Below are 24,072 nucleotides of genomic sequence, written 5' to 3'. Positions count from 1 at the left end.
GCGTTTCGCCGGGCTCGGGGACAAACGCCCGACGTGTAACCACGGCCTGGGCGCTGGCGAGCACCAGCGCCCAGGGTCCGCCGCCTAGGCCGCGTCGGCACCGTCCGTGTTGCCGGCATCGCGGAACACCCAGCGATTCAGGCGTTTGACAAACGCGGCCGGATCGGTGAGCTGGCTGCCTTCGGCCAACACGGCCTGCTCGTAGAGCATGCGCGACAAATCATCGAACTGCTCACCCTGATCCAGCTGCTTCAGGGTCTCGAGAATCGGATGCGTTGGGTTAACCTCCAGAATCGGCTTGCTACCCGGCATGCCGGATTCGCCCGCCTGCTTGAGCAGTTGCTCCAGGTGTCGAGACATGGCGTGCTCACCCACGACCAGACAGGCCGGGGACTCGGTGAGACGCTGAGACAGACGCACCGATTCGACATCCGCCTCCAGAGATGTGCCCAGACGCTCCAGCGTGTCCTTGTACAAGGTTTCCAAGCGGGCCTGTTCGGCTTCTTCTTTCGGGTCGGTCACCACCGACTGGAGATCCGCCTCGCCGCGGGCCACCGAGACCAGTTGCTTGTCCTTGTACTCGGTCAGATGGCCGACCACCCATTCGTCCACGCGGTCGGTCAGCAGCAACACCTCGACGTTCTTCTTGGCGAAGCCTTCGATATGTGGACTGGACTTGGCCGTCGCGAGGTTCTCTGCGGTCAGGTAGTAAATCTTGTCCTGGCCTTCCGGCATCCGCTCGATATAGGCATCCAGCGTCGTGGTGCCCTCTTCATGGGTGGTATGCCAACGTGCCAAGCCCGCGATGCGCTCACGCTGCCCGGCGTCTTCGACGATCCCCTCCTTGATGACCGGACCAAAGGTCTCCCAGAAACTGGCGAACTGCTCGGCGTCGTCCTTGGCCAAGCCCTGGATCATGTCCAGCGCGCGCTTGGTAATCGCCGAGCGCAGCTTGTCCACCACGCGGCTGGACTGCAGCAGTTCACGGGACACATTCAGCGGCAGATCGTTGGAATCCACGACGCCGCGAACAAACCGCAACCAGGTCGGCAGCAGCTGTTTCGCGTCGTCCATGATGAACACGCGCTTCACGTAAAGCTTGAGGCCGTGATTGGACTCCCGGTCCCACAGGTCAAACGGTGCACGCTTGGGCAGGTAGACCAGCGACGTGTAGTCCTGATTGCCCTCCACCCGGTTGTGGGCCCACCGTAGCGGATCTTCAAAGTCGTGGGCGACCGACTTGTAGAATTCGATGTATTCCTCGTCGGAGATGTCCGACTTGGCACGCGTCCACAGCGCGGAGGCCGCATTAATGGTCTCCCACTCCTCGGTGGGCTGGCCCTCATCATCCGCCTTGCGCATGCGCACCGGCAGTGCGATGTGATCGGAGTAGCGTTTGACGATATGTCGCAGCCGCATCGGCTCCAGGAACTCATCCTGATCCTCACGCAGGTGCAGGATGATCTCCGTGCCACGCGGCCGGGTCTCGATGTCGGCCAGCGTATAGCGACCTTCACCATCCGAGGTCCAGCGAACAGCGGCCTCGCTACCGGCGCGGCGGGTGTTGACGGTCACGCGATCCGCAACAATGAATGCGGAGTAAAATCCGACCCCGAACTGCCCGATCAAGCCGGAGTCTTTCTGCTCATCTCCCGACAGCTGTTCGAGAAAGTTGCGGGTTCCGGACCGGGCGATGGTGCCCAGATTCTCGACGACCTCGTCGCGTGACATCCCGATGCCGTTATCTCGGATCGTGACGGTGCGCTGCGTCTTGTCCGTCTCGATCTCGATCCGCAGCTCCGGATCATCGGCCAGCAGGCTGTCGTCCTTCAACGCCTCATACCGCAACTTATCGGCGGCATCCGACGCGTTGGAAACCAACTCACGCAGGAAGATCTCCGGGTTGGAATACAGCGAGTGGATCATCAGATGAAGCAGCTGCTTCACCTCGGTCTGGAATTCGAATGACTGTGTGTCGCTCATGCGCACCTCCCAATTGTTCGCGGAGGTCAATGCGGGCGCTTGTCTGATTTTCAAGTTCAGGCGCGCGCAGCCAGGCCTCAACTTCCGTCAGCGACGGTCGATACGCAGGCTCACCCCAACGGCCGCCGCGAGGACTAGCGCCCATGAAACTTCGAACCCGAGCCTGGCTAACGCTTAGCTTGCTCGCATTGACCACGATGACGGCGGTCGCCAGCCTTGGCTACGGACTGCTGAATGCACAGATGGAACGCGCTCGCGTGGCTGCGAGCGATCAAGGTCAGGCCGTACTCAACGCCATCGAGCTCGATATCCAGCGCGCGGCATCAGAGATCAAGACCTGGTCGGCCGTGTCCGATGTCACCGGCACTGCCGCCGATGCCGGCAATCGGGCCAAGGCACAGGCACTGGGCCGCTGGGAATCCCAACGTTATCTGCAGTCCGACGCCGCCAAATTCCTGCGAGACCTGAGCCTGCTCAGCGAGCGCCGGTTCAAGGAGATCTTCTTTACCGATGCGCGTGGCTATGTTGTGGCCTCGACCAATCCGACCAGCGACTTTGACCAGGGGCCGGAAGAAGACCCGCCCATGGGCGAGATCTGGTGGCGGGACGCACGGGCCAATGGTTGGAACATCGGCGAACTGGAGTACGACCAGAGTTCCACCTTTTACTCCATCGATATCTCCGTGTCGCTGACGGACGAAAAATCATTCGTCGGCGTGCTCAAGGCCGTGTATGGCACCAGCGCCATGCTGGCCATTCTCGATCAGGCCACGGCGGGTCATGGAGGCCACGTGGTGCTGGTTGACGGCGAGGGCAAGATCGTCCTTGCGCCATCGCATCTAAGCGCCGCTGTTGGCAACGAAGCCATGCAGGTCAGCCAGCTAAAGGCGTTCACGGGCGACGCGGGACACAGCATTGAGTCGGTTCCCTGGGGCGGCCGGTCGCTGGTCACCCGCGTGCAGCCGGCAAGTCGGACCTACGTCGATCAGGCCGGCTGGACCGCACTAACCGTCATCCCATTGGATCAGGCGCTGCTACCCGCCTCGGCACGGCAGCAACTCGGCTTCATCGGTGCCGGCGCCCTGACCGCGATCCTCGTCGCGCTGGTTTTGGCCGGCCTACATCTCAACCATCACAGCAGCGGCCCCATCACAGAGCTGACGCAGGCCGTGGCCCGAGCTGCCCGAGGCCGCGCGGATGTCACCGTGCCCCACCAGGATGCTGGCGGCGAGCTGGGTGCCCTGGCGCAGTGGCTTGCGCGCGTCACCACCCGGCTGCGGAAGTACGATGCCGCCTATGCACGGCAACGCCGACGGGTGCAGGCCACCCGCAGCCCGGCCAATGACGCCATCGCGGCGACTCGCCGCCGCGCCTAAACCCGATCAACAGACACGACAAAAGCCCGGCCGAATCGCTTCGGCCGGGCTTTTGTGTTTTCAGGCTGGGTCGGCGGCGTGAACCGCCGCCTGCTTAGCCGCGTTTGGCCAGCTTTTCCTTGATGCGCGCGCTCTTGCCGCTGCGCTCACGCAGGTAGTACAGCTTGGCGCGGCGCACGTCACCACGACGCTTGACTTCGATCTCGGCAACCAGCGGGCTATGCGTCTGGAACACACGTTCCACGCCTTCGCCATGGCTGATCTTGCGCACGGTGAATGCCGAGTCCAGGCCGCGGTTGCGCTTGGCAATCACCACGCCTTCGAAGGCCTGCAGGCGCTCGCGATCGCCTTCCTTCACACGAACCTGAACGACAACGGTGTCACCCGGGCCGAATTCGGGGACGTTGGTCTTGAGCTGTTCCTGGTTCAGTTCATCAATGATGTTGGTCATGGCCATGCTGCCTCACGTGTTGTTTCCTGACTGGTCGGCCACGAATTCAGCCAACAAGCCCTGTTGTTCATCGTCTAATGTCAAAGCCTGAAACAGATCAGGCCGACGCAACCACGTCTGCCCGAGTGCCTGCTTCATGCGCCACCGTGCAATCGCACGATGATCGCCGCCGAGCAGCACCTCGGGCACCGCGCCCCAGGCATCTTCCGCCGGGCGCGTGTAATGCGGATGGTCCAACAGACCCGCCGCAAACGAATCTTGAGCGGCCGAGGCGCCGTGACCCAGCACCCCGGGCAACAGCCTCGCCACTGCATCGATGAGCACCATCGCCGGCAATTCGCCGCCCGACAACACCACATCGCCGATCGAGACTTCCAAATCCACTGCCGTCTCGATCACACGCTGATCGACGCCTTCATAGCGGCCGCAGACCAGAATCAAACCTGGCTCCTGCGCCAGCCGACGCGCCATCGCATCGGTTAGGCGCTCGCCTTGTGGGCTGAGGTAAATTACCTTGCCCATTGGCTGTGCGGCCTTGGCCTGGTCCAGCACCGCACGCATTGGCTCGGGCCGTAGCACCATGCCCGGGCCGCCACCGTACGAGCGATCATCCACGGTCCGACGCTTATCCGTCGCCCCGTCACGCAACTGGCGGCTGGTCAATTCCAGCTCACCCAAGGCAATCGCCTGCCGCACCATGCCATGTTGGCCCACGGCATCGACCAGCTCCGGAAACAGCGTGACGACGTCAATCTTCATCACTCAAACTCCGGATCCCAGTCGACCACCATTCGTCCTGCGTCCAGATCCACGGTGTGGACCACATGATCGCGCACGAACGGGATCAACCGCTCTCGGTCACCGCGAACCACCATGACGTCGTTGGCTCCGGTTTCCAGCATATTGACGACCGCTCCGAGAGATTGGCCGTCAGGGGTCTCGACCTGCAATCCAACCAGGTCGGCCCAATAAAGCTCATCGGACTCCGGCAACGCCGTGCGGGGCACGCAGATGCGAGCCCCGATGAGCGCGGCGGCCTGGTCTCGGTCGGTGATGGGGGTCCCATGCTCTTCGAGATGAACCACCATGCGCTTGCCGCTCCAGCCACCTTCGATGACCCGCACCTCGCGGCGCTCATCCAGCTGCCAGCGTGAATAGTGCAGGACATTTTCGAGCGGGTCGGTAAACGACCGAATCGTCAACCCACCGCGGACGCCATGGACGCCGATGATCTCGCCCATGACGACCCACTTCGCTTCCAAGGATCAGCTGTCCTTGGCAGCTTCCTCCGCGGGCGCTTCAGCGGCAGCAGCTTCAGCAGCCGGCGCAGCGGCATCGGTGCGCTTGTATTCGCGAATCAGCGAACCAACGCGCTCGGAAACCTGCGCGCCCTTGGCTTGCCACTCGGCGATCTTGTCCAGATCCAGCTGCAGGGGCGTTTCCTTGCCGCGTGCAACAGGATTGAAGAAACCGAGACGTTCAATGTAACGGCCATCGCGGCTGTTACGGCTGTCCGTCGCAACAACGTGGTAGAAGGGACGCTTCTTGGCGCCGCCGCGGGCCAGTCGGATCTTGACCATGGTAAATCCTGGGAAAACAACGAATCCACGCGGCTCGAGCCGCGAAAAGGCCGCGTATTGTAGCGGGATCGGCTGGAATGTGAAGCGTTTTTACGATATTCGCGCGACTGAGTGGCACGCAGGCCGGGCCATTAGCCCTGCGGGAACCCCGGTGGCCGTCGCCCACCCATCTGGCGCATCAGTTTCTGCATGCCACCACCGGAGAGCTTCTTCATCATCTTCTGTGTCTGCGTGAACTGCTTGAGCAGGCGATTGACCTCCTGCACCTGCGTTCCGGAGCCCGCCGCGATGCGCTTCTTGCGCGATGCCTTGATGACGGCCGGGAAGCGCCGCTCCTGCGGCGTCATGGAATTGATGATGGCGATCGTCCGACCGATTTGTTTGTCATCGATCTGCGAGGCCGCATTGGCGGGTAGCTGGCCCATGCCCGGCAGCTTATCCAGCAGGCCGGCCATGCCGCCCATATTCTGCATCTGCGCCATCTGATCGCGAAAGTCTTCGAGGTCGAAGCCCTTGCCCTTTTTGAGCTTGCTGGCGAGCTTTTCGGCCTTTTTGCGGTCAATCTTCTGCTCGGCTTCCTCGATCAGCGACAAGACATCGCCCATGCCAAGAATGCGCGAGGCCACGCGGTCGGGATGGAACGGTTCCAGCGCCTCTAGCTTCTCGCCGACGCCCAGGAATTTGATCGGCTTGCCAGTGATGTGCCGCACCGATAGGGCCGCGCCACCGCGGGAATCACCGTCGACTTTGGTGAGCACGACCCCTGTCAGCGGCAGCGCGTCTCCGAATGCCTTGGCCGTATTGGCCGCATCCTGGCCGGTCATGGCGTCAACGACGAACAGCGTCTCGGCCGGGTTAATGGCCGCATGCAGCGCCTGAATCTCGTCCATCATGGCCTGGTCGATACCCAACCGGCCTGCGGTGTCGACAATCAGGACATCCTTGAACTCCTTGCGCGCGCGCTCCAACGCCCGGCGCGCGATGTCCACAGGATTCTCGCTGCCCTCGCTGGGATAGAAGTCGGCGTTGACCTGCCCGGCCACCGTCTCAAGCTGACCGATGGCGGCGGGCCGATATACGTCACAGGAGGTCACCGCGACGGACTGCTTCCGGCGCTCCATCAGGTGACGCGCCAACTTACCGGTGGTCGTGGTCTTACCCGAGCCCTGTAAACCGGCCATCAGAATGACGGCCGGGGGTTGGGCGCGCAGCTCCAGGTCGACATTCTCCTGACCCAGCACGCGCTCCAGCTCGCCCTGGACGATCTTCACCAGGGCCTGGCCCGGAGTCAGGCTTTGCATGACCTCGGCACCGACAGCCCGTTCCCGAATGCCGTCGATGAAGTCCTTGACCACCGGCAGGGCTACATCGGCCTCCAGCAAGGCCATGCGAACTTCTCGCAGGGTCTGCTTGATGTTGTCTTCGGTCAGGCGTCCCTGACCACGGAGCTGCGTGATCGTGTGATTAAGCCGATCCGTCAGATTCTCAAACATGGGCGTGTCGATAGACTGGAGCGGCACCACAGGCGGCACCGCTGAAATGGGTTCCGGCCTCGCCATGTGATCCGCGTGGGGCCACGGGCGTCAACCAGATAGGGTCTGCGCTGCGCGCGCAGCTAGATGGAAATGATGTCACCACGCTGCAGAAAACGCACGGACCAACCGCGCAGCATGCCGGGAAGCTCGGCCTGAATCTGCGCCTCGAATCCCGGTTTATTGTGGGTGATCAACAGCTCGGGACGGTGGTTGAGCTTATCCAGATCAGCTGCCAGCGTTCCCGAGGTGTAGTGGCGGGTGATCTGCCCGATCTCGGCCTCGCTGGCCGGGAAAGAGACCTCGACGATGAGGCGGTCCAGGCGAGGCAGCTGGTTCAGCGCCGACCAGAAACTGTCGTTGGTGGCGGTATCGCCGGAGAAGGCGAGCACCGCGTGTCCGTCATCAACGACGTACCCGACGGCTGGCACCGTATGCGCTACATCGATCGGCGTGATGCGCAGCCCATCGATCTCCACGCTCGTCCCCGCCTCGACCCGTGCATAGCGCATCGTTGGCGCCTGCTCGCTTGGCAGCTTCGAAAAATCCGGCCATAGCGCCCAGTTGAACAAATGCTCGCGCAGAACTTGCAGCGTGGTGTCGGTGCCATGCAGCGTCAGGCCTGACCCATCGGCGTCGTAGACCACATCCATCAAGAATGCCGCGCCCGCCACATGATCCAGATGGGCGTGGGAGAAAAAGATGTGGCGAATCGCCTCCATTGCGGCCGGCGTGAGATCACAGACGCCCGTTCCTGCGTCCAGCAGCGTCGTGTCGTTGACGAGAAAGGAGGTCGTTCGCAGACCGGGCCCCACACCGCCGTTGCAGCCAAGCACCTTGATGTTCATCCCGTGTCTCTGACGGACCGTCGTTCGATGCTAGCACAGCGCCCGATCGCCCCCTGTGCGGAGGCCCGCGCCGCTGTGCCATGATTCGGACCAAGCCCATCACACCACGACATGGACCCTGTTCGTCCGATGCTGAGTCTGTTGCCCTTTGCCGCCCTTCTTGCCTACGCCGTTGCTGCGGCGGTTCCGCCGCACAAGCGCCTGCGCCCTGCGCAACTGGTGGCCGGCACCCTGGGCATCCTCTTGCATGGCGGCCTGCTGCTCATGCCCTTGCTCACAGGCCTGGGCTTGCAGTTTGGCGTCGCGACCGCCGTGTCGCTGGTGGCGTGGCAGTCGGCATTGATGTTGCTTCTGTTCGCCTCGCGAGAGCCCGTTGGTGGGATCGCCCGCTGGGTATTTGCCGCAGCCCTCATTGGCGTGGCGATCGGGCTGATCGCCCCCGGAGCATCGCCGCGGGTCCAGCTGGATAGCTGGCTGCTGACCACACATATTGCCTGCTCGGCCTTGGCCTATGGTGTGCTGACGCTGGCGGCCATGCAGGCTGCGGCGCTCTGGCTGCGAGACCGCAGACTCCATAGCCACCCGACCCCGGCCAGCACCACGGACACCGTGCCCCTGCAGACGATGGAACGGGTGCTATTCCAGATGATCGGCCTGGGGTTCTCCCTGCTGACGCTAAGCCTCGCCAGCGGCCTGGTCGTCACACAGGATGTCCAGGCGCAACATTTGACGCACAAGCTGGTGTTTACCGTGGTCGCCTGGGCGGTTTTCGCCGTGCTGCTGGCGGGACGCTGGCGACTCGGCTGGCGGGGGCGCACCGCGATACGCTGGATGGCCACTGGCTATGCGGTGCTGGGGCTGGCCTATTTTGGCTCGAAGTGGGTGCTGGAAACCCTGCTGCAAACGCACTGGGGTTGAGGCCGCTCGCCCTGACATCGCGGTCGCCGACTTGACAGGTCACGACCGGATTTCTGATTCTGCAGGTCATGCATGGACGCTGGCGCGGGAACTCACCGCGCGGCGTCTGAACGGAGGGACCGGGTCGCGGGTCGACACTGCGCCGCCCATCGAGGCCGACTTCAAGGTCGCCCCGATGCGCGTCAGGCGCTGACGACTGGTTGCGCTGCGAGTCCCCAAAAGCTTTCGTAGTCGATAGGGCGAGGCCCGCACGCGTTGGACGACATTCCGTTATCGGTCCTGTTTGGACTTCTTGGCACCTTGCTGGTGCTGTCCGCCTTTTTCTCCGGCTCCGAGACCGCGTTGATGACCGTCAACCGGTACCGCCTGCGGCACCTGGCCAAGTCCGGGCATCGCGGGGCGAGTCTGGCCAGCCGTCTGCTGGAACGACCGGATCGGCTGATCGGCGTGATTCTGCTCGGCAACAACCTGGTCAACATCGGCGCATCGGCCATCGCCACGATCATCGGAATGCGCCTCTACGGCGATGCCGGCATCGCCATCGCCACGGGACTGCTCACGCTGTTGGTGCTGATCTTCTCGGAAGTCACCCCGAAGACGCTGGCGGCGCTACATCCCGAGCGCATCGCGTTTCCGGCCAGCTTCGTCTACTGGCCGATGCTGCGATTGTTGTACCCGCTGGTGTGGCTGATCAACCTGATCGCCAATGCTGTGCTGCGCCTGATCGGCGTGACGCCAGAGGACGCCGCCATGCACAGCTTGTCGTCGGAGGAGCTGCGCACCGTGGTCGCAGAGACCGGCGCCATGATTCCGCAGCGTCACCAACGCATGCTGCTGTCCATCCTCGACCTGGAGAAGGCCACGGTCGAGGACATCATGGTGCCGCGCAACGAAATCGTGGGGCTGGACCTGTCGGATCCGATCGAAACCATCGTCGACGAGCTCAGTCGCAGCCAGCACACCCGGCTGCCGTTGTTCGATGGCTCGGTCGAGGAACTCAAAGGCGTGGTGCATCTGCGACGCGTGATCTCGGCGGCCACCGAGGGACGCCTCACGCATGACACCCTACTGTCGCTGGCACGCGAACCGTATTACATCCCCGAAAGCACGCCGTTGAACCAGCAGTTGCTGAACTTCCAGAATCAGAAGCGCCGCATCGGATTCGTGGTGGACGAATATGGCGATATCCAGGGTCTGGTGACGCTGGAAGACATTCTCGAAGAGATTGTTGGCGAATTCACCACCGACCCCGCCACGCGCATGAAGAATGTGTATCTGGACGCCGACGGCACCTACCTGGTGGACGGTAGCGTGACGGTACGCAGCCTCAATCGCACCATGGGCTGGAAACTTCCGCTGGGCTCCGCACGCACGCTCAACGGCCTGATTCTCGAGCAGCTGGAGGATATCCCCAAGCCGGGGACCACCCTGCAGCTGCGCCAGTACGTGCTCGAAATCGCCCAGACCAAGGCGAATGCGGTGAAGATGGTCCGCATCCGCCCGCCCGGCAACGCCAGCCCGGCCTGATCCGACCTGGTCGGCGTTACTCGAACGCCACGGCGTGTATCCAGGAGCCGCGATCCTGATGCGGCATGGTGATGCATGGCCCGATGACCCCGGTCAGCGAGCAGAGGTCATCGCGGTGATGGACACGCGTGTAAGTGGCCACATCCTCGCCACCGAACTGTGCCTGCAACTGGGCATCGGCCCGATCGACCGCCGCGGCGATCACCTCGCTGGGGCTACGTTCGCCCAGGAAATCGAACACCGGGGTGATGGCCGAGCTCTCCGGCACCAGAATGCGCAGGGCCAGATTATCCAGCGGCGCGACGTCGTACTCGTGGTTGCCCAATCGCGACATCTGCTGAAAGAGGGCATCGGGCAGCCAGTCTGCGAACAGCTCGGTGCGCAATGACCGCACGAAAACATCAAATACCGTTGCGCCGACCGTATCCGTGGCGGATTCATCGGTGATGTCCATATCGGGCCGGAAATGGTTCTGGTCCCAGGCGAGCACGGGCTCGAGCAAGGTGGCATGGCGCTCCGGCACCGACGACCCGCTGACGTAATCCGCCAGCACCGGGACAAAGGCCCGGGCACGCGGGTCCTTGATGCCGATCAGCCGGTCCATTGCCAACAAATCCTCAAACGACACCTGCGGATCCGACGCCAGAGCCTCCAGCCAATTGGTCACCCGCTGATCAGCCCCTGCGGGTGTGGAGCCGGCCTGACCGCCCACGCCTTCCCCCCAGCCCACGGCGGGCTTGTTGTTCCAGTTGGCTAGATAACCCTGCTCCGGATTGACGCTCTGCGGCAGTGCCTCGAATGCCAAAGTCCCCAGGTGATCGAACTCACCTTCTCCCGGCAGCGGGAACCGCTGGTCCCCGCCCGCGGCACGGCGCGGATGCAATCCGGGATGCCAATAGGCGATGTTGCCGTCCGCGTCGGCATACATGGTGTTTTCGTTCCAGGTCACCCGGCGCATGGCCGCCTCGAATGACTCGAAGTCATCCACGCGCATCCAGTCCAACACGCCGAAAATCGTCTCGACCTCGCGCATCCACATGGCGTACTGCACGCTGCGGGCATGTGTCCCATCGTCAGAACGCGCGACGACCGGACCATGCACGGTGCGACAGACCTCGACCGTGGTCGAGAAGCTGGCCGGCCCGATGGGCACACCCGGCACCCCATCCACCATGCCGGTGCTACCGCGGTAGTTCACGGTTTCGTCCCGGCAGTCCATGTCCTTGACCTGGCCGTCGTGGAGGTAGCGATTCGGGTTGTCCGCATCCAGGGTCTCGATGAAGGAATCGATCGTCTTCGAGTTCCCCGTCGTCACGCCCCAGGCCGTGCGTTCGCCGTAGCCAATCCCGATCACCGGCAACAACGGCGCTGTCGATCCACGGGCATCAAACCCGGCCCCGTGGACTTCCAGCTCCATGAGCTGGGTGGGATACCCGTAGCCCAGCTGCGGCCCATTGATGAGCAACGCATTCCCCGTGGTGCTGCGTTCGGGCGCCACAACCGCCATGTAGGAAGCCCCACCGGCCGGGTTAAACATGCGCCGCAGGCGTGTACCCAGTTCCAAACCGCCGGCCGCGCGCTTCAGAGGCAGCGGCGACGGGACCTCGGCATCACCGGTGCCCATTCCGCGGTCCAATCCGGGCGGAAGCGACAGCGCGTAGTCCGCCATGGCGTTGAACACGGCATCGCGCTGATCCGGCGGCGTCGTGATGTTGCTGAACCGACCCTCGCCCACCGGCACCGTCACTGCCGCCTGGGCATCATCGACCCAGTGCACGGTTTGGAAGATGGCCCGGGCGATCTCCCGACCATGTTCAGATTCCAGGGCCTGCAGTACCGCAACATTGTCAAACTCGTTACCGCCATTGGACGCCACGGCCCGGGTGATGAACACGCCGGCCGCCAGCACATCAATGGCCGTGAAGGGCTCAGGACTCACGGTGAGCAAGGCGTACTCGGCCGGCAACAGACTCGGGTCGCTCTGCACCCGTTCTACCCAGGCATTGGCGCCAGCCACATAGCCGTCGATCATGTCGCGCGGCTGCTGCGGTAACGCGTCATACATGGCTTGGTACTCGGCCTCGGAGTACGTGAGCACCCGGGCCTCGATATCGGCAGGCACATCGCCGGGACCGGTGAGCTCCGCCAGCGTGCCGCGCGCCAGCCGACGTGCCCCATCCTGCAGAAACAGCCGGTCAGCAGTCAGCGCATAGCCCATGCCAAAGGCCAGGTCATAGGCCGTCTCCGCATAAATGATCGGCACGCCGAAGTCATCTCGATAAATCTGCACCGTCTCGATGGGCTGCTCGGCGACAAGTTCGCTGACATCGGCAAACTCGCCTGGCTTGAACTCGAACGACCAGTATGGAATGCGCTGGTCATCGAGGTGCTCACCGTAGTCGCCGGGCTCGCCGGTCGCAGAGCCTTGCAACTGACCATCGGTGGAGACGAACCCGGATTGACCCGGCGCCAGCAGATTGACGACCTGCCGCGGGGCGACGGGCGTGGAGGCCTGGCGCTCCCCGCTGGAACTGCTGCCACAAGCGGATAAGAACAGGCACAACGCGCCAGCGACACCGCTGGCGCAGAATTTGGATGAAATCATGGGTCTCCTCGGGTCGCGACCTGTTGCGATCGCTGACAAATTCAGTTGCTCTGGCGCAGTGTAACGAAGCGGCCAAAACGACGCCCGCACCCACGCGCCCTGCAACCCGCGCCTCACAAAGCGTCCAGCACCTCGGACAAGCGCTTGACGCAGACGACCTCCATGGCACCGTCCGCTGACCGTCTTGGCTTGTTGGCCGCCGGCACGATGGCACGCTTGAAGCCATGCTTGGCCGCCTCTCGAATCCGGTCCTCGCCACCGGGAACCGGCCGAATCTCGCCCGATAAACCCACCTCGCCGAACACCACCCAGTCGTGCGGGACCGGACGGTCTCGGAAGCTGGACAGTGCGGCGACCAGAATGGCCAGGTCTGCCGCGGTTTCGCTCACACGGACCCCGCCAACGATATTGACGAAAACATCCTGGTCGGCCATGGCGATTCCGCAGTGACGATGGAGTACGGCCAGCAACATGGCGACCCGTTGACCATCAAGCCCCACCGCGACTCGACGAGGATTGCCCAGGTGCGATGCATCGACCAGCGCCTGGCACTCCACCAGCAGGGGGCGCGTGCCCTCGCGGGTCACCAGCACGGTGCTGCCGGGAACCGGCTCGCTATCGCGCGTCAGGAAAATGGCCGAGGGGTTCGAGACCGGCTTCAGCCCGGTTTCGGTCATGGCAAAAATGCCGAGTTCGTTGACCGCGCCAAAACGATTCTTCACCGCGCGGATCAGGCGATAGCGACTGCCCTGATCGCTTTCGAAATACAGCACCGTGTCGACCATATGCTCAAGCACACGTGGGCCGCCGATCGCGCCCTCCTTGGTCACATGCCCGACCAGAAACACGGTGGTCCCTGTCTGCTTCGCAAAGCGCACCAGGCGCGCCGCCGACTCACGCACCTGGGAGACCGAGCCCGGCGCTGAATCTAGCGCATCGGTCCACATGGTCTGGATGGAATCGATCACCATCACCTTGGGCTGCAGCCGCCGGGCCTGCTCTACAATAGCCTCGACCTGGGTATCCGCCAGTAGCGGCAGCGCGACCTCTCCGGCACCTAGACGCTGGGCCCGCATCGACACCTGTGACAGCGACTCCTCACCCGTCACATATATCGACGGCTGCTCAGCATGAATGGCGCATAGCAATTGCAGCAGCAGGGTCGACTTACCAATGCCGGGGTCACCGCCGAGCAGATTGACGGATCCGGCAACCAACCCTCCACCCAACACACGATCCAGCTCGCTAAGCCCAGTTGCGCGACGCTCCGTGGCATCGCGCTGCACCTCGTTGAGCGACTGCAGCGCCGTCGTGCCCGCGTAGCCGCCGGACCGGCTGCTGCGCCGTCCTGCCGCCGGCGCCTCATTCGGGGCTTCGGCCAGCGTGTTCCACTCACCACAGGCCGCACACTGCCCGGACCATTTGGGCGCTTCGCTGCCGCAGGACTGACAAAAGAATCGCGTAAGTGTCTTGGGCATGTCTCGTGGAATCGGGTGGGTCGTACAAATGACTGGCAACGGGCCGATGTGTCGTGTTCTGAGGTGGACGTGATCCGGGTCTCAGGGCAGCCTGACTCCCTCCATCCGGGTGGGGCGCGCATGCTGGTGTTCTCGGTTTGAGCCTCCTAGACTGCACCAGATCGACACGCAAGGGGAGTGCGTGACTTGAAGCGCAATATCTTGGGCTCGGACACCGTCTTCGGGCTGGGCATGACCGTGGTTTTCGCCGTGCTGGCCTATGGGGTCTGGGGGTCGGTGTTTCAGGGGCTGGAACGCTGGGGGTACGACCTGGGCGTGCGCGCCACCGATAAGCCGCCCAGCGACCGGGTCGCGGTGGTTGCCATCGACGATGCCAGCATCGCCAATCTGGGTCGTTGGCCCTGGCCGCGTGACCTGCACGCCAGGATGATTCGCGTGCTGGCACAGGGTGGCGCCAAGGCCATCGGCAGCACCGTGCTGTACTCCGAGGCCCAGCAGGACGCCGGCCTGGCCTACGTCAATGCGCTGGTCGAATCCTTCATGCAGTCGCCGCTGGTCAATGAGGTTCCGCAGGAAGTCACAGCGCTGCGCGAGCAAATCCAGGCGCTACGTGCTACCGGCGTTAACCGGCAGCCGGTTCAGGCCCTGCAGACCCTGGAACGCGAATCCGCGCTAACCAATTCCCTGGGCAGCGATATCGAACAGCTGGCATTGCAGTTCCTCGAAGCCCAGGACGCGCTGAACACCGACGCCAAGCTGGCAGCGGCCTTCGCACAAGCCAACAATGTCATCCAGGCGATGATCTTCGAGCTGGGGCAGCCCCAAGGACGGCCGGACCAGCCCTTGCCGGACTACGTACAGGCCAGTGCCCTGGTCAATGTTCAGACCGCCGAGGCCCAGCCCATCCCCACGGTCGCCGCCTTTCCTCCGATCGCCCCGCTGGGCCAGGCCGCAGTCGGAATCGGCCACCTGAGCCTGACGGCTGATGTCGACGGTGCACAGCGTTACGAGCCGCTGGTACTGGAGCATTTCGGCGCCTACTACCCATCCTTGCCGCTCATGCTCGCGGCCCGCGCCCTGAATCTGCAACCGGAAGACATCGAGGTTCGCCTGGGAGAAGGCGTGCGCCTCGGGGGGCTGACCATCGACACCACCGCAGACCTGCGGATGTACAACTACTTCTACGGCGAGAACAACGGCAATGCGCCGTTTGCGGTGGATTCATTCTTCGATGTACTGAACGGCAACATTCCGCCGAGCAAGTACCGGGACAAGCTGGTGCTGATCGGCGCATCGGCAGCCGGCATTGGCGATAGTGTCGCGACCCCGGTCGCAGCGCAGATGCCCCCCGTCGTGTCGTTGGCACATACGGTGTCCAGCATTCTGGAAGAGCATTTCTTCGTGCGTCCGGCCTGGGCGGGCTGGGCAGGTCTGGCAGCATTTTTGCTGGGCGCCATCTGGCTGATCGCCGGTCTGCCCCGTCTGGGCGCCGGCATCGCGGCCATCATTACGCTCATCCTCGCGCTGGGCCTGTTCCTCACGGAATTGGTGCTCATGGTGACCCAGTCGATGTGGATTCCGCTGCTGATCCCTGTCGTGTTTCTAGTGCTGGGTCATATCGCGATGACCGTTAAACGCCTGCGCGTCACCGAGCGGCTCAAGATGGCATCCGAACTCGAAGGCGCGGAGTCCAACAAGATGCTGGGACTGGCATTTCAGGGCCAGGGACAGCTGGACATGGCCTTCGACAAGTTCCGGAAGTGCCCGGTGGACGAAGGCCTGCTCGACGTGCTCTACAACCTCGGCCTGGATTACGAGCGCAAGCGCGCCTTTGGCAAGGCGCATGCGGTGTACCAGCACATGGCCCAGCATCAACCGAATTTCCGCGACCTGCAGGACAAGCTCAAACGGGCGAAGAAACTCGAGGAAACGGTCATCCTGGGCGGCGGTAGCAACGGCGCCGGCGCCACGCTGATTACCGCCGGCGACGACATGGAAAAGCCCATGCTGGGGCGCTATGAGGTCGTCAAGGAATTGGGCAAAGGGGCGATGGGGACCGTGTACCTCGGCAAGGACCCCAAAATCGGCCGCACCGTGGCCATCAAGACCATGGCCTTGCAGCAGGAATTCGAGGCCGACGAGCTGGAAGACGTCAAGGCGCGGTTCTTCCGTGAGGCCGAGACCGCCGGGCGCCTCGCCCATCCCAATATCGTCACGATCTACGACGCGGGCGAGGAGCACGACCTGGCGTTTATCGCCATGGAATTCATCAAGGGCTACGATCTCACCCGGCACACCAAGTCAGCGGGCCTGCTCCCGGTCGGTGACGTGCTCAAGCTCATCGCCGATGCGGCCGAGGCGCTGGACTATGCGCACAATCAAAGCATCGTCCATCGCGACATCAAGCCGGCCAATCTCATGTGGTTGCCCGACGACAGAATCGTCAAGGTTACGGATTTCGGTATCGCACGAATCACCGATGCCTCCAAGACCAAGACCGGCATGGTGCTGGGCACGCCTTCCTACATGTCACCGGAACAGCTCTCAGGCCGTAAGGTGGACGGGCGTTCGGACATTTTCTCCCTCACCGTCACGCTTTATCAGCTCCTGACCGGGCAGCTGCCCTTCCAGGCCGACTCCATGGCCACGTTGATGTACAAGATCGCCAACGATCCCCATGCCCCCGCGTTAACCCTGCGTCCGGATTTGCCCGAATCCATCGAAGCCATCCTGGTCGCCGGGCTGCAGAAGGACCTGGATCAACGCTACGCACGGGCGGGTGAACTGGCCTCCGCGCTGCGCGCGGTACAGGTCGCCTCCTGATGCCAGCCGGTTTGCGCGGCGCCATTCAGTTCGCCATGCAGACGGACGTGGGGCGCGTCCGTACCAACAATGAAGACGCGGTGGGTGCCGACGACCAACTTGGGCTGCTCATCCTGGCCGACGGGATGGGTGGCTACAAGGCGGGCGAAGTCGCCAGCGGCATGACCGTGGCCAGTGTGCTGGAAACGGTGCGCAAGCGTCTGCCACAGCTACGGGATGACGCAGGCGAGGATGACCACAGCGCCCACGCCCTGCTGCTGCGTGAGGCCCTGGAAGCCGCCCATACGTCGGTCTATCACGTATCCCGGTCACAGAAACAATGTGAAGGCATGGGCACGACCGCGGTGGTCCTGTTGTTCCGGGACGACTGCATCGCGGTGGCCAGCGTGGGCGATTCACGCCTGTATCGACTACGGGACCGAGAGATACAGCAGGTCACCCGCGATCATTCACTGGTCCAGGAACTGATCGACCGAGGGTTTTACTCGGAAGAAGAAGCCGAACAAAAGGTGGCGCGGAACATCGTCACACGCGCGCTGGGCATCGAACCTGAGATTCAGGTCGACCTGATCGAGGAGCCTGCCGAGGTCGGTGACATTTATCTGATGTGCTCGGACGGACTCAGTGATCTGGTCCCTGCTGACGCCATTCGCTTAACCCTGCTGCAGTTTGCTGATAATCTCGAAAACGCTGCGGCCGAGCTGGTCCGGCAGGCCAACATGGCCGGGGGAAAAGATAACGTTTCGGTTGTTGTCGCAAGAATCGACCGATCCTTTGCCGAAAAGCGTAGCTGGTTTGATCGGGTCAAGAGCTGGCTATAGATCAATGACGACACGGATTCAGGGGATGTCGACCGGGGCCTTATCCCGGCCGGCCACTGTGGGTAGGGAGAGGCGCAGGCCATGAGCAAACTCATTGTCACCGATGGAAAAGACGTGCTCGACACGATCGAGTTGACGTCGGAACGGATCACCATCGGGCGCCACCCCGACAACAGCTTGCAGCTCAACGACAAGGCCGTCAGCGGACACCATGCGGTGATCGTCAACATCATGTCGGAGTCGTTTCTCGAAGATCTGGACAGCACCAACGGCACCTTGGTGAACGGCCGCCGTATCGCCAAGCACCCGCTGTCGACCGGCGACGTGATCACGATGGGGCATCACACGCTGAAGTATGAGGCCGATGTCCAGATTGACGAAGACGCGCTGGAGAAAACCATGATTCTGCGTCCGGGCGAGCTGGCCTCGGCAACCGGCGAAACCCTGGGCTCGGCGGCGGCAGCCGCCCCGGCAACACCGACCAAGCCACAGGTGGGCGTGCTCACGCTGACCAGCGGCGCCAATGCCGGCAAGCAGCTGCAACTGACCAAGGCATTGACCACGGTCGGCCGACCCGGCGTACAGGTGGCTGCAGTCACGCGCCGGCCGGATGGCTATTACATCGTCCATGTCGGCGGCCAGAAGGACCAGGGCCTACCGCCGCCCAGCGTGAATGGCGAATCGATCGGCGGCCACGCCCGTCAGCTCACGGAAGGTGACGAAATCAAGCTGGCTGGTGCCACACTCTCGTTTAGCCTGATCGACGCCTAGGTCTCCGACTCGTAGTGGTAATGCACGCGGTTGGTTAGCCCGCAGAACAGATCGTAAGCAATGGTTCCGGCGTGTTCGGCGACCGATTCCACCGGCAGTCCCCCACCCCATAAGACGGCCGTATCACCGACCTGTGCCTGGGGACAGTTGCGCAGATCGACCGTAATCATGTCCATGGAGACGCGACCGATCAGCGCGACGGTCTGCCCTCTCACCTGCACGGGCGTGCCCGAGCGCGCATGCCGGGGGTAGCCGTCTCCGTAACCCATGGCAATCACACCGACGCGGGTCGGCTCGGCACAAACCCACTCGCTTCCGTAGCCGACGGCCTCACCCGCCGGCACATCCCGCATCGCGATCAGGCGGCTTTCTACCCGCATGGTCGGCAGCAGACCATCCTGACTGGCCGTATGGCCTTCTAGTGGAGACGCGCCGTAGAGCATGATCCCGGGGCGAACCCAATCGACCCGGGCCTGCGGATAGGCCATCAGCCCGGCTGAGTTGGCAATGGTCCGCGCCCCAGGCAGCCCATCCGTGGCCGCAAAAAAGCGGGTCAATTGGGCCTGCGTCCCCGCCGATTCAGCGGCGTCCGCATTGGCCAGGTGCGTCATCCAGCCCAGCAGTTTCAGGGCCGGGTTCGCGGAAACCGCCTGCGCCAGGCGCCGGGCCTGATCCGGCCGAAATCCCAGCCGGTTCATGCCGGTATCCAGCTTGATCCAAACTGGCAATGGCGTGGCGCAGCGCAGGGTCCGCAAGGCCTGGAGCTGCCAGTCGGCGTGCAGCACCACGGGCTCGCCCCGGGCGGCAATGGTCTCGATCTCCTGCGGATGCAGCGGGCCTTCCAGCAACACGCAGGGCGTGCGGCAGCCGGCTGCTCGAATCGCCTCGGCCTCTTCCAGACAGGCGACGGCATAAGCATCCAGCCCATCATCCAGCGCGCGCGCTACTGCGACCATGCCATGGCCATAGGCATCCGCCTTGAGCGCCCCCATCACACGCGATGCAGGGGCGTATTCGCGCACGCGCTGCAAGTTGTGACGCAGGGCGGACAAGTCCACCGTCGCCGTGACACGCTGGGGCCACATCGCAGAATTCGGGGGGCTCAGAACTCGTCGTCCTGATAGTGCGCCACGTTATCGAAACGGGTGTATTGACCGGTAAACGTGGCGTCGACCTTGCCGATCGGACCGTTACGCTGCTTGGCGATGATGATCTCTGCAATACCGCGCCGGTCCGTCTCCGGGTTGTACACCTCGTCGCGGTAAATAAACATGATCACGTCTGCATCCTGCTCGATGCCTCCGGACTCGCGGAGATCCGCCATACGCGGACGCTTGTCGTCACGGTTCTCGACGCTGCGGTTGAGCTGCGACAGCGCGATCACCGGCACCTCCAGCTCCTTGGCCAGCGACTTCATCCCGCGCGAAATCATGGCGATTTCGTTGGTGCGGTTTTCCTTGAACCCCGGCACCTGCATGAGCTGCAGGTAGTCGACGAGAATCAGTCCCAGTTCCAATCCCTCGGGGAACTGCTCGCTACGGATGTTGTTGACTTCACGCTTGAGTCGGCGCGCCCGCGAACGCAGCTCGGTAGGCGACAACTGCCCATCGTCATCGATATAAATGGGCGCGCGTTCCAGCAGCGTCATCGCCGAATGGATCTTGTCCCAATCCTCATCGGTCAGGTTGCCGCTGCGCAAACGCTCCTGATTCACCCGTCCGAAGGAGGAGATCATGCGCATCATCAGCTGATCCCCTGGCATTTCCAGGCTGAAGACCAGCACCGCCTTCGGCGTCTGCGGATCGGTCGCAATTGCCTCGGCAATATTCATCGAAAAACTGGTCTTGCCCATGGAGGGGCGACCGGCAACGATGACCAGATCACCGGGGTGCAAACCGGTGGTTTTTTTGTCCAGGTCGACCAGGCCTGTGGATGTCCCGGCCAACTGGCCGCCAACCAGCTTTTCGATGCGTTCGACGACATCCCCGAGAAACTCGGCACCGGCCCGCGGGCCTGACGTGGTCCGGCGCGAGGATTCGGCGATGTCCAACACCTTGCGCTCGGCCTCATCCAGCAGCTCCGTAGCCGGCCGACCCTCGGGCGTGAAGCCCATGTCGGTAATGTCGGTGCCGACCTTGATCAGCTTCCGATACACCGAGCGCTCACGCACGATGTCGGCATAGGCTCCGATATTGGCGGCGCTGCCGACATCATTGGCCAAGGTGCCCAGGTAGGCCAGGCCGCCGGCGTCTTCGAGCTGTCCGCGACCCTGCAGCCACTCCGACACGGTCACCACATCACGCGGCCGGTCGCTGTTGGCCAGATCACCGATGGCCTGATAGATCAGGCGGTGATCCTTACGGTAGAAATCCGCTTCCATGACCCGCCCGGCCACACGGTCCCAGGCATCGTCCTGCAGCATCAGGCCGCCGAGCACAGCCTGTTCGGCTTCCAGGGAATATGGGGGGAGTCGCTGTTCCACGCGGCTAGTCTACCTGCTGCGAATCTCGAATTAGGAGGCCCGAAACGCAGACGGCCGACGCAAGGCGCCGGCCGTCTGTTCCGATCAGCCTGTGGCCAAGCTTACTCGGCTTCGACCACCACGGTCATCGTGGCTTCGAGCGTCGCATACAGGTGGATCACCACCTCATGCTCACCCGTGGCCCGGATCGGGCCATCCGGCATCACCACTTCGCCCTTGTCGACGGTCACGCCTGCCTCGGTAATGGCCTCGGCCACTTCGCGCGGCCCGATGGAACCGTAGAGCTTGCCCTCATCGGATGCACGGCTGGTCAGGGTGAGCGAGCCGAGTCCGGCGATGGCTTCGGCGCGCGCCTTGGCCGCAGCCTCGGACTCCGCCACCTTCTTGAGCAGCTCGGCCTTGCGTGCCTCGAACACCTCCAGGTTGTCCTTGGTCGCGCGCAGCGCCTTGCCCTGAGGCAGCAGGTAGTTGCGGCCGTAGCCCGGCTTCACGCGAACGGTGTCACCGATGTCGCCCAGATTCTGGATACGATCCAGCAGAATGACTTCCATCGTATTGGCTCCTATTCGTGCTGGTCGGTGTAGGGCAGCAGCGCCAGAAAACGGGCGCGCTTGACGGCGGCGGCCAGCTGACGCTGATAACGCACCTTGGTGCCGGTGATGCGGCTCGGAACGATCTTGCCGTTATCCGAGATGAACTGCTTGAGCAGGCCCAGGTCCTTGTAATCGATCTCTTCGATTCCCTCGGACGTGAACTTACAAACGCGCTTGCGACGGCTAAAACGTGCCATGACGATGCTCCTTATGCAGCCTGTTCGGCTTTGTCATTGGAAGAATCGCCCTCGTCGCCGCTCTCGCTCTTGCGAGCGGGCTTCGATTCGGCCTTGTCTTCCTCGGAATCCTTGACCAGCGGAGAGGCACCGCTCGGGGCACCTTCCGTACGCATGGTCATGTGACGGATGATGGCGTCGTTGAAACGGAAGATACCTTCCAGTTCTTCGATCGCCTCACGGCTGCATTCCACGTTCAGCATGGCGTAATGCGCCTTGTGAACCTTGGCAATGGTGTAGGCCAGCTGACGACGGCCCCAGTCTTCGACGCGGTGGACCTTGCCGCCCGCATTCTCAATCGTGCCGCGATAGCGTTCCAGCATCGCAGGCACCTGCTCGCTCTGATCCGGATGGACCAGAAACACAACTTCGTAGTGACGCATTGTGACTCCTTACGGATGTACCCGTCTCCCGGCCATTCGACAGCGCCAGGGTCTAGGCGTACAGCCTCCCGGCCCGGATCGGGCGGTGAGGCAAGGAAACCCGCGGATTTCGCGGGGGCGCGGATTCTACGGTGTCGCGGCACCCGGCGCAATCTGTCGCTGCCGCACCGCTTCGAACAGCGCGACGGCCCCAGCGGCCGAGACGTTGAGACTCTCGACGCCAGACGCCATGGGCAGACGCCACAAGGCATCGCAGCGATCCCGGGTCAGTCGGCGCAATCCGCTCGCCTCGGCCCCTAACACCAGCGCGATCGGCCCGGTCAGATCGGCCGCATAAAGGGCGGTGTCTGCCTGACCGGCCAGGCCGTGCAACCAGACGCCGCGCTCACGCAGGCGGTCCAGTGCCCTGGCCAGATTACCGACCCGGACGAACAGAATCCGTTCGGCCGCTCCAGCGGCCGTCTTGCGCACCACCGGTGTCAGACCGGCACTTCGATCCGACGGCGTGATCACTGCGTCCACACCCGCGGCCGCCGCGGTGCGCAGCAAGGCACCCAGATTGTGCGGATCCTGGACCTGGTCAAGTACCAGCAGCAGGGGCGCATGATCCAGCGCGTCCAGGTGATCGAGCAAACCGGCCAGATCGGCAGGCGGGCGGGCATTAACCTCGGCCAGCACACCCTGATGGCGGACACCCCGGCTACGCCGGTCCAGTTCATCGCGGGGCAGCCGCTCGACTCGCACACCCAGCGATGACGCCTGATCCTGTAAGGCCTGCATCCTGGCGTCCTTGCGCCCGGCCTGTAGCCAGAGCGATGTCACCCGCTCCGGAGACTGCTCCAGCGCAGCCTCCACCGCGTGGAATCCGCAGATCTGTTCGCTCATCGTCATCGCCCCATAGAAAACGGGGGCCACAAAGGCCCCCGCGAAAAACGTCCTGCAACCGATTATGACCCGAGGTACGGGGGCGGCGTATAGGCCTGCTGCTCCTGGCCTTCGATAATCGGCTTGATGACGATATCGACACGGCGATTCCGGCGCTGGCCCTCTTTGGTGCTGTTATCGGCAATGGGTTCGGATTCGCCACGGCCTTCGGTCAACAGGCGCGCGCTGTTCAGGCCATTGGCGGTCAGTGCCGAGGCGACCGCAGATGCGCGTCGTTCGGACAGCTTCTGGTTGTAGGCATCCGTGCCCGTACTGTCGGTATGCCCGACCACGTGAATGATGGTCTTGTCGTAGTCCTTCAGCACACTGGCAATCTTGGCGTAAGTGGCCTGGGCGCTGGACTTGATCGCGGCACTGTCGAAATCAAACGTCGCATCGGATGCAATCCCAACCTTCAGGGCATTGCCGCTGAGCTTGGTGATGTTGAGCTCGCCGCGAGCCTGTTCCGCCGCCAACTCTCGTTCGAGCTCCGCGGCCTGCTTATCCTGGTAGTTGCCCACTGCAGCACCGGCAAGCGCACCAACAGCGGCGCCCACGTAGCGGCCTTTGTCACCATCGACCTGATGGCCGGCGACCGCTCCCACCAGTGCACCGATCGCGGCGCCGGTCTTGGCCCGGCGATTCGGATCATCGGCAGCACAACCGGAAACCAACACGGTCGTCGCCACTCCCAGACCCATAACGGCCCGGCGCATTCCCTGACGTTGCTGAGCTTGCATA

At 63.3% G+C, this 24,072-nt stretch carries 22 protein-coding genes; 6 read left to right on the top strand and 16 right to left on the bottom strand.

The genetic code is table 11. From position 1 onward, the window contains the following. Positions 1-84 precede the first annotated feature (84 nt). The gene (gene htpG / locus DEH80_RS04435) at positions 85-1,983 is read right to left on the bottom strand and encodes a molecular chaperone HtpG (protein WP_109719257.1); all 1,899 of its coding nucleotides are present in this window, start codon (positions 1,981-1,983) and stop codon (positions 85-87) included. Positions 1,984-2,126: 143 nt separating this feature from the next. On the opposite strand from htpG, the gene DEH80_RS04430 reads away from it, so the two are divergent. Further along, the gene (locus DEH80_RS04430; RefSeq protein WP_109719256.1) at positions 2,127-3,359 is read left to right on the top strand and encodes a cache domain-containing protein; all 1,233 of its coding nucleotides are present in this window, start codon (positions 2,127-2,129) and stop codon (positions 3,357-3,359) included. A gap of 94 nt (positions 3,360-3,453) precedes the next feature. Here the strand turns inward: DEH80_RS04430 and rplS are convergent, their stop codons facing one another. The 6 genes from rplS to DEH80_RS04400 form a co-directional block, all read right to left on the bottom strand. Then, complete coding sequence (rplS, locus tag DEH80_RS04425; protein ID WP_109719313.1) at positions 3,454-3,810, bottom strand: 50S ribosomal protein L19; 357 nt, start codon at positions 3,808-3,810, stop codon at positions 3,454-3,456. A gap of 12 nt (positions 3,811-3,822) precedes the next feature. Next, the gene (trmD, locus tag DEH80_RS04420; RefSeq protein ID WP_109719255.1) at positions 3,823-4,569 is read right to left on the bottom strand and encodes a tRNA (guanosine(37)-N1)-methyltransferase TrmD; all 747 of its coding nucleotides are present in this window, start codon (positions 4,567-4,569) and stop codon (positions 3,823-3,825) included. Continuing rightward, positions 4,569-5,072 carry a ribosome maturation factor RimM gene (gene rimM / locus DEH80_RS04415; RefSeq protein WP_207774465.1) on the bottom strand — a complete coding sequence of 168 codons (504 nt, stop codon included), beginning with the start codon at positions 5,070-5,072 and terminating at the stop codon, positions 4,569-4,571. Before rimM ends, trmD begins: the two co-directional genes overlap by 1 nt. 3 nt (positions 5,073-5,075) lie before the next feature. Continuing rightward, positions 5,076-5,390 (bottom strand): 30S ribosomal protein S16, encoded by a 315-nt coding sequence (rpsP, locus tag DEH80_RS04410; RefSeq protein WP_109719253.1) that lies wholly within the window; start codon positions 5,388-5,390, stop codon positions 5,076-5,078. Positions 5,391-5,521: 131 nt separating this feature from the next. Further along, positions 5,522-6,883 carry a signal recognition particle protein gene (ffh, locus tag DEH80_RS04405; protein ID WP_109719312.1) on the bottom strand — a complete coding sequence of 454 codons (1,362 nt, stop codon included), beginning with the start codon at positions 6,881-6,883 and terminating at the stop codon, positions 5,522-5,524. A gap of 122 nt (positions 6,884-7,005) precedes the next feature. After that, entirely contained in the window at positions 7,006-7,770 is a 765-nt protein-coding gene (locus DEH80_RS04400; protein ID WP_109719252.1) for an MBL fold metallo-hydrolase, read from the bottom strand. 111 nt (positions 7,771-7,881) lie between these two features. On the opposite strand from DEH80_RS04400, the gene DEH80_RS04395 reads away from it, so the two are divergent. After that, positions 7,882-8,688, top strand: coding sequence for a cytochrome C assembly family protein (locus DEH80_RS04395; RefSeq protein WP_109719251.1), 807 nt, complete (start codon positions 7,882-7,884; stop codon positions 8,686-8,688). Positions 8,689-8,943: 255 nt separating this feature from the next. Beyond that, entirely contained in the window at positions 8,944-10,215 is a 1,272-nt protein-coding gene (locus DEH80_RS04390) for an HlyC/CorC family transporter (protein ID WP_109719250.1), read from the top strand. Positions 10,216-10,231: 16 nt separating this feature from the next. On the opposite strand, the gene DEH80_RS04385 is transcribed toward DEH80_RS04390, so the two are convergent. Both DEH80_RS04385 and radA read right to left on the bottom strand, forming a co-directional pair. Further along, entirely contained in the window at positions 10,232-12,820 is a 2,589-nt protein-coding gene (locus tag DEH80_RS04385; RefSeq protein WP_109719249.1) for a penicillin acylase family protein, read from the bottom strand. A gap of 113 nt (positions 12,821-12,933) precedes the next feature. Further along, on the bottom strand, positions 12,934-14,298 hold the full coding sequence (radA, locus tag DEH80_RS04380) for a DNA repair protein RadA (protein WP_109719248.1): 1,365 nt from the start codon (positions 14,296-14,298) through the stop codon (positions 12,934-12,936). 186 nt (positions 14,299-14,484) lie between these two features. Between radA and DEH80_RS04375 the strand changes: the two genes are divergently transcribed. From DEH80_RS04375 to DEH80_RS04365, 3 genes are all read left to right on the top strand, one after another. Then, positions 14,485-17,121 (top strand): CHASE2 domain-containing serine/threonine-protein kinase, encoded by a 2,637-nt coding sequence (locus DEH80_RS04375; RefSeq protein ID WP_207774464.1) that lies wholly within the window; start codon positions 14,485-14,487, stop codon positions 17,119-17,121. Continuing rightward, a complete protein-coding gene (locus DEH80_RS04370) occupies positions 17,121-17,942 on the top strand; it encodes a Stp1/IreP family PP2C-type Ser/Thr phosphatase (protein WP_109719247.1) in 822 nt (273 codons plus the stop codon). The genes DEH80_RS04375 and DEH80_RS04370 overlap by 1 nt, the downstream gene beginning before the upstream one ends. An 81-nt stretch (positions 17,943-18,023) precedes the next feature. Continuing rightward, the gene (locus DEH80_RS04365; RefSeq protein WP_109719246.1) at positions 18,024-18,713 is read left to right on the top strand and encodes an FHA domain-containing protein; all 690 of its coding nucleotides are present in this window, start codon (positions 18,024-18,026) and stop codon (positions 18,711-18,713) included. On the opposite strand, the gene alr is transcribed toward DEH80_RS04365, so the two are convergent. From alr to DEH80_RS04330, 7 genes are all read right to left on the bottom strand, one after another. Further along, positions 18,710-19,798 (bottom strand): alanine racemase, encoded by a 1,089-nt coding sequence (gene alr / locus DEH80_RS04360; protein WP_109719245.1) that lies wholly within the window; start codon positions 19,796-19,798, stop codon positions 18,710-18,712. The genes DEH80_RS04365 and alr overlap by 4 nt on opposite strands. 17 nt (positions 19,799-19,815) lie before the next feature. After that, positions 19,816-21,195, bottom strand: a complete 1,380-nt coding sequence (dnaB, locus tag DEH80_RS04355; protein ID WP_109719244.1) for a replicative DNA helicase — start codon at positions 21,193-21,195, stop codon at positions 19,816-19,818. A gap of 101 nt (positions 21,196-21,296) precedes the next feature. Next, complete coding sequence (gene rplI / locus DEH80_RS04350) at positions 21,297-21,746, bottom strand: 50S ribosomal protein L9 (protein WP_109719243.1); 450 nt, start codon at positions 21,744-21,746, stop codon at positions 21,297-21,299. A gap of 11 nt (positions 21,747-21,757) precedes the next feature. After that, a complete protein-coding gene (gene rpsR / locus DEH80_RS04345; RefSeq protein ID WP_109719242.1) occupies positions 21,758-21,985 on the bottom strand; it encodes a 30S ribosomal protein S18 in 228 nt (75 codons plus the stop codon). A gap of 11 nt (positions 21,986-21,996) precedes the next feature. Continuing rightward, positions 21,997-22,407 carry a 30S ribosomal protein S6 gene (rpsF, locus tag DEH80_RS04340; protein ID WP_109719241.1) on the bottom strand — a complete coding sequence of 137 codons (411 nt, stop codon included), beginning with the start codon at positions 22,405-22,407 and terminating at the stop codon, positions 21,997-21,999. A gap of 126 nt (positions 22,408-22,533) precedes the next feature. Then, a complete protein-coding gene (gene rlmB / locus DEH80_RS04335) occupies positions 22,534-23,292 on the bottom strand; it encodes a 23S rRNA (guanosine(2251)-2'-O)-methyltransferase RlmB (protein ID WP_243412746.1) in 759 nt (252 codons plus the stop codon). Positions 23,293-23,354: 62 nt separating this feature from the next. After that, positions 23,355-24,071: a YiaD family glycine zipper/OmpA-like lipoprotein gene (locus DEH80_RS04330; RefSeq protein WP_207774463.1), complete on the bottom strand. Its 717-nt coding sequence runs from the start codon at positions 24,069-24,071 to the stop codon at positions 23,355-23,357. Position 24,072: the final 1 nt, after the last annotated feature.

It is taken from the genome of Abyssibacter profundi (assembly GCF_003151135.1).
In the GTDB taxonomy this organism is placed as follows: Bacteria; Pseudomonadota; Gammaproteobacteria; order Nevskiales; family OUC007; genus Abyssibacter; species Abyssibacter profundi.
The sequence above is the reverse complement of the archived record's forward strand: the minus strand, read 5'-3'. Positions and strand labels throughout refer to the sequence as shown.

Coding starts and splice junctions, on each gene's coding strand:
- DEH80_RS04365 (WP_109719246.1), top strand. CDS start 18,024: ATGAGCAAACTCATTGTCACCGATGGAAAAGACGTGCTCGACACGATC.
- htpG (WP_109719257.1), bottom strand. CDS start 1,983: ATGAGCGACACACAGTCATTCGAATTCCAGACCGAGGTGAAGCAGCTG.
- rpsF (WP_109719241.1), bottom strand. CDS start 22,407: ATGCGTCACTACGAAGTTGTGTTTCTGGTCCATCCGGATCAGAGCGAG.
- radA (WP_109719248.1), bottom strand. CDS start 14,298: ATGCCCAAGACACTTACGCGATTCTTTTGTCAGTCCTGCGGCAGCGAA.
- DEH80_RS04400 (WP_109719252.1), bottom strand. CDS start 7,770: ATGAACATCAAGGTGCTTGGCTGCAACGGCGGTGTGGGGCCCGGTCTG.
- alr (WP_109719245.1), bottom strand. CDS start 19,798: ATGTGGCCCCAGCGTGTCACGGCGACGGTGGACTTGTCCGCCCTGCGT.
- ffh (WP_109719312.1), bottom strand. CDS start 6,883: ATGTTTGAGAATCTGACGGATCGGCTTAATCACACGATCACGCAGCTC.
- trmD (WP_109719255.1), bottom strand. CDS start 4,569: ATGAAGATTGACGTCGTCACGCTGTTTCCGGAGCTGGTCGATGCCGTG.
- rplI (WP_109719243.1), bottom strand. CDS start 21,746: ATGGAAGTCATTCTGCTGGATCGTATCCAGAATCTGGGCGACATCGGT.
- rpsP (WP_109719253.1), bottom strand. CDS start 5,390: ATGGTCAAGATCCGACTGGCCCGCGGCGGCGCCAAGAAGCGTCCCTTC.
- rplS (WP_109719313.1), bottom strand. CDS start 3,810: ATGACCAACATCATTGATGAACTGAACCAGGAACAGCTCAAGACCAAC.
- DEH80_RS04395 (WP_109719251.1), top strand. CDS start 7,882: ATGGACCCTGTTCGTCCGATGCTGAGTCTGTTGCCCTTTGCCGCCCTT.
- DEH80_RS04385 (WP_109719249.1), bottom strand. CDS start 12,820: ATGATTTCATCCAAATTCTGCGCCAGCGGTGTCGCTGGCGCGTTGTGC.
- DEH80_RS04430 (WP_109719256.1), top strand. CDS start 2,127: ATGAAACTTCGAACCCGAGCCTGGCTAACGCTTAGCTTGCTCGCATTG.
- DEH80_RS04370 (WP_109719247.1), top strand. CDS start 17,121: ATGCCAGCCGGTTTGCGCGGCGCCATTCAGTTCGCCATGCAGACGGAC.
- rlmB (WP_243412746.1), bottom strand. CDS start 23,292: ATGAGCGAACAGATCTGCGGATTCCACGCGGTGGAGGCTGCGCTGGAG.
- rpsR (WP_109719242.1), bottom strand. CDS start 21,985: ATGGCACGTTTTAGCCGTCGCAAGCGCGTTTGTAAGTTCACGTCCGAG.
- DEH80_RS04330 (WP_207774463.1), bottom strand. CDS start 24,071: ATGCAAGCTCAGCAACGTCAGGGAATGCGCCGGGCCGTTATGGGTCTG.